Below are 5,681 nucleotides of genomic sequence, written 5' to 3' on the forward strand. Positions count from 1 at the left end.
AATCACTTGTACAGACTCACCAAACGCGACTTCACGAATAAGTGATTCAGGTACTAGAAAATCCACCTCATAAGCAAAGTCGTTAACCAGTTCAATGATCTTCTGACCTGAATTTACTTTGGTGTAATTATCGATAAATACTTGGCTAATTTGCCCTGCAAAAGGAGCAAACAACTTTGAACGTTCCAAGTTCAACTCAGCATTAGATAAATCAGTTAAGGCGAGATTTTCTTGCTGCTGCTTAGCATCAAAGTCGGCTTTAATAGCATTGAGTTCGGAGTCTGAAACGAAAGCTTTCTCGTTCAGTTTTGCCGAACGTAGGTATTTGTCTTCAGCTTGAAGGCGAGCGGCTTTCGCTGCACCTAATGATGCTTGAGCCTTCCTCATTGAAATTAAAAGATCACTCGTTTCAAGTTGAGCAAGAACTTGCCCTTTTTTAACTCGTTGACCTTTACTCACTAGCACATTACTAACTGTGCCATTGACTTTAAAGCTGATTGGGGATGTTTGTGCGCTGCGCACAATACCAGTAAGTTCGCGAGTTTGAGTATGAGACTCAAAAATTGATTTTATAAATTTAACACTGCGAACAGCAGGCTCTGGGGTGACTTCTTGTGGTTCTGCCTGCTTATTACAACCAGCAAGGCCAATTACGACAAATAAAGCTAATAACGATTTCAAAACATCATCCAGTCTTATGGTATGTCGTACCAGTATACCAGACCATATAATTCAATGCTAACTTAGAACGAGGAGGTTGAAGTCACTCCCAAAAAACAATATTACCAGCTCGAATACTGTCTAAAAATCGAGCATGGGAGTAATCTTATTATGCTTGTGAAGTTTCGAATTAACTTTTATCGCAAACTAATTGCTGCTAGGTGACATAATGAAGAATAAAGAAATTGCACCAGACGAAATAACCTGCCCATTGTGCCAGCATGATGAATATCTTATTTCAGAAAGTGGGGAAAAATTTACATGTGCGTCATGCGGTTTTCACACAAAACAGTTTAGCTCTATTAATCGCGGAGTAATTCCCTCTATAGCRCCGAACTCGAAGAGCATGTTGCTCGCTGCAAATGGTGTGTGTCACTAAGCCATTGTTTCAACTCTAATAAACTATAAATATTGTGGGCTTTCGAATCTGATTCGTTGGCCTCAATACCTTTTGAGCACAATTTAAAGGTTTTAATCCCAGATCGAACGCCTGCCTCGACCCCTTTTTCAGTATCATCAATGTAAATACAATCTTTCGTTCTAAAGCCCATATTCATTGCTGTATATAACAGAAGATCTGGCTCTGGCTTCCAGCTGTTGGCGTCGAATGCCGAGAAAATTTTGCCATAGAACGAAGGTAACAGCCCCGTCATTTCTAGTGATTGCTTTATCCGGTCTTTAGGCGCGTTTGAAGCAACACAAAACTCAATGTTGTTCTGGGATAGGAATTGAATCAGTTCTTTGGCACCTGTCATAGGCTGTAGGTGGTCATGAAAAAGCTTCTGAACCTCGTCTCTATACAGAGGTTCAAGAATGTCTAAGGATATAGATAACCCTAGTCGACACTGAGTATCTAATAAGATATCGGCAAGTTTGCCGCCTTTAAAGTGAGCTAAAGACTCTTCGAGAGTTAGTTTACCGTCAAATTGTTCGAAAACCTGTACTAAAGCCTGACAGCACAGAACCTCACTATCAACAAGCGTTCCGTCACAATCGAAAATCACACATTGTGTTTGCCTTGAACTCATAAGTACTCTCTCTTATTTGGAGATTTCATACTAAATCATCAAGCTACTATTTCTCTGGCAAACCTAACACTTCTCGAACACCCACTTAATTATCTTCGCAAAATATGCACAAGATCACTATAAACCACTGAGAATATTCATTAGACCAACATTGTGTAACAAGTTAGTCACTTATCGAATCAGGGTATAAATCTCTAATTGAGATAAAATCGTCAATATTTTGAATTAATAGTTTGGTGAGACATGGGTCGAATTGAAAACCAGTTTCTCTCTCGAATAATTCGACAACATCACTCACTGGCCACGCTTGCTTATAGCACCGAACACTGAGCAGAGCATCAAAGACATCAGCGACCGCTGTAATGCGAGCAAAAATATGAATATCCTCTCCGACCTTGCCATTGGGGTATCCTTTGCCATCCCAACGTTCATGATGCTCGTGAGCAACGATAGCCGCCAAGTTGGTAATATCCCCTTCACTTGTTTTCAGTAATTTATAACCAGCAGTTGTGTGCTGTTTCATTACCTTCCATTCGTCTTCATTAAGTTKCCCAGGCTTGTCTAATATAGACTCAGGTACAGATATTTTACCAACGTCATGCATAGGGCTGATGATCTCAATGATCTCAATTTCTCGATGACTTAGTCCTTTTAGCTTAGCAAGCTTGGCTGATAGCTTTGCAACACGCTTAACATGATTACCCGTTTCACCAGAGCGTGTTTCTATGGCTTCACCCAGCACGTGAATCATTTCTTTTTGCACACCTAACGTACGGCTTTGAAGAGTCAGTATTTTCTTATTTTTATTAGCAAGCTCTCGCTTTTGCCTAATCGTCGCAAATTGCATAATGATGATCGTAGTGAGAAAAGCGATCACCACGCTACTTGCAATAAGTAACCTGTAGTTGTCTTTGATAAATGATGTCGGACTATTAAGTAATATACTTTCAGCAGGAAGTGAGAACATCGATATATCAAACGTTGCGAGAGCATCGTAATCAAAAACAATACGCTTGTTGCTTCCAGCAATCACTTGCGCCTCAAAACGCAAGGGAATGTATTGGCTTAGCGCTTTTACCGCTTCAATACCCATACTTTCAGAACGATTGACGTAACCGCCAAGTACACCACCTTGAATATAAAACTCCCACAAAGAGAATACTGGCGCAGCGCTTGAGCCTGCAATGATATGAGAGATTTCTTGATAGCTGTAATAACGATTTTGTTTAATTTCCGTATTAAAATGTGTCAGTAGGACTGCGTCGTCTTTTGACACACCAGAAAGGAACTGGCTCGCTTCGCTAAGAGAACGCTCTCTAATTTCCACCAGCTCAATATCGTCGTATTTACTTAAAATATTAATAACTTCGCCACGGATAAGTTCCGAGGTTAAGCTTCTGTCTGCTAAGTAGTAGAGTTTTTTAAGGTTAGGCTGCAGCTTGACGATCAGATCTATATTGCTATCAATATCATCTTTTTCGTAAATGACTGTACCTTTATGGGTGATACTATGAAGACTTTCAGACGTATCATTGATACCGGCAGCAACAACAGGAATGTTTTTCCCAGCAATCATATCTAGCCCACGTAGAAACCGAAGGGCATTGTCATCAGTCGCAATAACGCCATCAAAATCATAATTTTTGTATTTGAAAGAGAGGTAATTGCGAAGTTTAGAAAAGTACTCTGGCGAGTTAATTCTTTTGGTATCTAAGTATTCTATCGATACCTTTATAGGCACACCTGAAATCGCTAAGGCGCTATCAATACCCTTTTGAAAATCAGCAGTCCACTGGTAAGACGGCTCATAAGAATGCAAAACCAGAATGTGTTTCGCATCCCAGTTGTTAGTATCGGCAACGGCGTAGCCCATAAAAACATTTAGAGCTATCGCCAACAGCACTCGGCTTACTACGTTCATTGACAAGGTTCTCAATAAATAAGACGCCGTATTCTACGCTAAGTTAATTACCCTGTATTAACGCTTTATACCTCACGCCAATACTTAGCGGCGGATTCATGATCTTGCTCCCAAAAACAAACCAGTTGATTAGCAACCTGATTTATAGATATCGCGTCACTTGTCGACATTAAGTCAGAAAACAGCACCTCATTATCGGAAGCCRTAATGATTCCAGACGCGACAACCTCGCCACCACTCAGACCTAAAAATAGTTGATGCTCACCTGAAAGAATTATTTGAGTAAAAAACTCTAGGATGTTGGCTTTGTCCTGTTCACTCTTCCATGCACTCGCTTGATTGAGCGCAAACATCACAGTCATCTTATGAAAATCAACAGGACAAATTTCATCAAGAACGTTATCAGATCTCTCAGGTACAAAAGCTTCAATATTCTTTTTACTCAATGCCTGCTGATAAAGTTTGAGCCCAGCAAGGCTTTCTTGAGTGGGGAATTGCACATCAATTTGGTCATACAACCATTGATTTTTGGTGTTGCCAATTACAGGTAAGTCGTTATTCATTCTTTTGCTACCTACTTAATGATCCCCGAGCATAAATGCTGGGAAAAAGGTAATGCACCAATCTGTTCATTACCGTATTTACAAAGCATACCTAGCAAGGCACTGAGCAACAAGACCTGACCGATTTAAAAACATAAATGTTGCTAATATAATGGCTTGAGACTCAGAAATCGTCAGAATATAAGAAACACATATCATCTCTATTCAATCTTTCATACAATTACTCGAACAAAAATATAAAGGATTTCAAATGAAAAAGGCTCTAATCGCTGCCACGATGATGGCACTACTTGCTGGCTGTTCAGATAACGAGGTTGGTGACGTCAGCTTAGGATTGTTCACTATGAAAGACATTAAGATCTCCCATTTAGATGATGAAAAGATCCCAGGTGTGACTTGTCATATTGCTTCTATTGAAGCCGACTTCTCTTTGGCTGATCCTAGTGACAGTTCTATTTCATGCCGTCAAACTGGCGACATAACACCAGAGATGATCGCAACGATTGATAAGAGCCCTTCTGGGGAAGTGGTGTTCAAACAATCTAAAAGCATCTTTTTCAAATCAATGAAAGTAAGACGTATATACGACGCTGAAAACCAAACCCTGCTCTACTTGTCTTACACGACCAAAGAAACAGAAGGTAGTTTCAAACACAGCCTATCAACGGTTCCACTTTGGGGCACTAAAGCGTATTTAGAGTCGGCCGCAGTGTCTAAGTAAATCAATGGATTTACCTGCCGTTACTTACTTTTTCTCTAAGTAAAACAGCCTCATCAATGAAATATATTAAACAGCCTTCTAGTCTTCAGTTGGCTGTTTTCACTTAACACACCCCAGCAAACGATTGCTTATAAATATAACTATTAATCTATACATTCAACGTTGACGGGCACACTGTCAAAGTGCAAAAATCAGAATGCCTCCCCGTAACTACCCAGCAATTATTTCTACTTAAAATGAACAAGAAAATCTTTTTAACGCTTACTCTTTCCCTTATTTTGGCTGGCTGTAATCCAACAGATTCAGCTAAAAGCGAAAAATATGTTCTTAATGAACAGCATGATCTGAAAGCTTTTAACCTTACACAAATCAATATTGAAAACGGAGACGCGCGTTTCTATTGGGATCAAGCTACTGATGATGATAGTGCGGTTACGTACACGGTATGTCAGTCTGATGACTCAAAGAACGATGGCTGCTTAACGATGGGTAGCGTAACGTCAGCAAATAATGTACTGGTTAAATCACTCAACCCACTCTCTTCTATCGCGAAAGAATTTTTTATTATTGCGCAAAGTGGTACAGCTAAGAGTTACTCAAATCAGCTTTCGCTAGATTCAGAGTCTATCTCTCAATTWGTAACTTACATAAAAGCATCTAACACCGAGGCGGGTGATAATTTTGGATGGTCAGTGGCTCTCAGTGATGATGGTGATACTCTTGCAGTG

At 39.9% G+C, this 5,681-nt stretch carries 6 protein-coding genes and 1 pseudogene; 3 read left to right on the forward strand and 4 right to left on the reverse strand.

The features are described 5' to 3' along the window. A partial coding sequence (locus tag L4C33_RS19070; RefSeq protein ID WP_428813988.1) for an efflux RND transporter periplasmic adaptor subunit occupies positions 1-681 on the reverse strand: 681 nt, incomplete at its 3' end. Positions 682-889: 208 nt separating this feature from the next. On the opposite strand from L4C33_RS19070, the gene L4C33_RS19075 reads away from it, so the two are divergent. Then, positions 890-1,099: a hypothetical protein gene (locus L4C33_RS19075; RefSeq protein WP_428813989.1), complete on the forward strand. Its 210-nt coding sequence runs from the start codon at positions 890-892 to the stop codon at positions 1,097-1,099. Here L4C33_RS19075 and L4C33_RS19080 read toward each other — a convergent pair. From L4C33_RS19080 to L4C33_RS19090, 3 genes are all read right to left on the reverse strand, one after another. Further along, the gene (locus L4C33_RS19080; RefSeq protein ID WP_428813990.1) at positions 1,044-1,748 is read right to left on the reverse strand and encodes an HAD-IA family hydrolase; all 705 of its coding nucleotides are present in this window, start codon (positions 1,746-1,748) and stop codon (positions 1,044-1,046) included. The genes L4C33_RS19075 and L4C33_RS19080 overlap by 56 nt on opposite strands. Positions 1,749-1,911: 163 nt before the next feature. Continuing rightward, positions 1,912-3,669 carry an HD domain-containing phosphohydrolase gene (locus tag L4C33_RS19085; protein WP_428813991.1) on the reverse strand — a complete coding sequence of 586 codons (1,758 nt, stop codon included), beginning with the start codon at positions 3,667-3,669 and terminating at the stop codon, positions 1,912-1,914. Positions 3,670-3,734: 65 nt separating this feature from the next. Further along, the gene (locus tag L4C33_RS19090) at positions 3,735-4,232 is read right to left on the reverse strand and encodes a hypothetical protein (protein WP_428813992.1); all 498 of its coding nucleotides are present in this window, start codon (positions 4,230-4,232) and stop codon (positions 3,735-3,737) included. A gap of 250 nt (positions 4,233-4,482) precedes the next feature. Here L4C33_RS19090 and L4C33_RS19095 point away from each other — a divergent pair, with 250 nt between their 5' ends. Further along, positions 4,483-4,953, forward strand: a complete 471-nt coding sequence (locus L4C33_RS19095) for a CreA family protein (RefSeq protein WP_428813993.1) — start codon at positions 4,483-4,485, stop codon at positions 4,951-4,953. 236 nt (positions 4,954-5,189) lie between these two features. Continuing rightward, a pseudogene (locus tag L4C33_RS19100) lies at positions 5,190-5,681 on the forward strand (hypothetical protein); the annotation flags it as partial.

The sequence above is a fragment of the Vibrio makurazakiensis genome, assembly GCF_050337375.1.
GTDB lineage: Bacteria > Pseudomonadota > Gammaproteobacteria > Enterobacterales > Vibrionaceae > Vibrio > Vibrio makurazakiensis.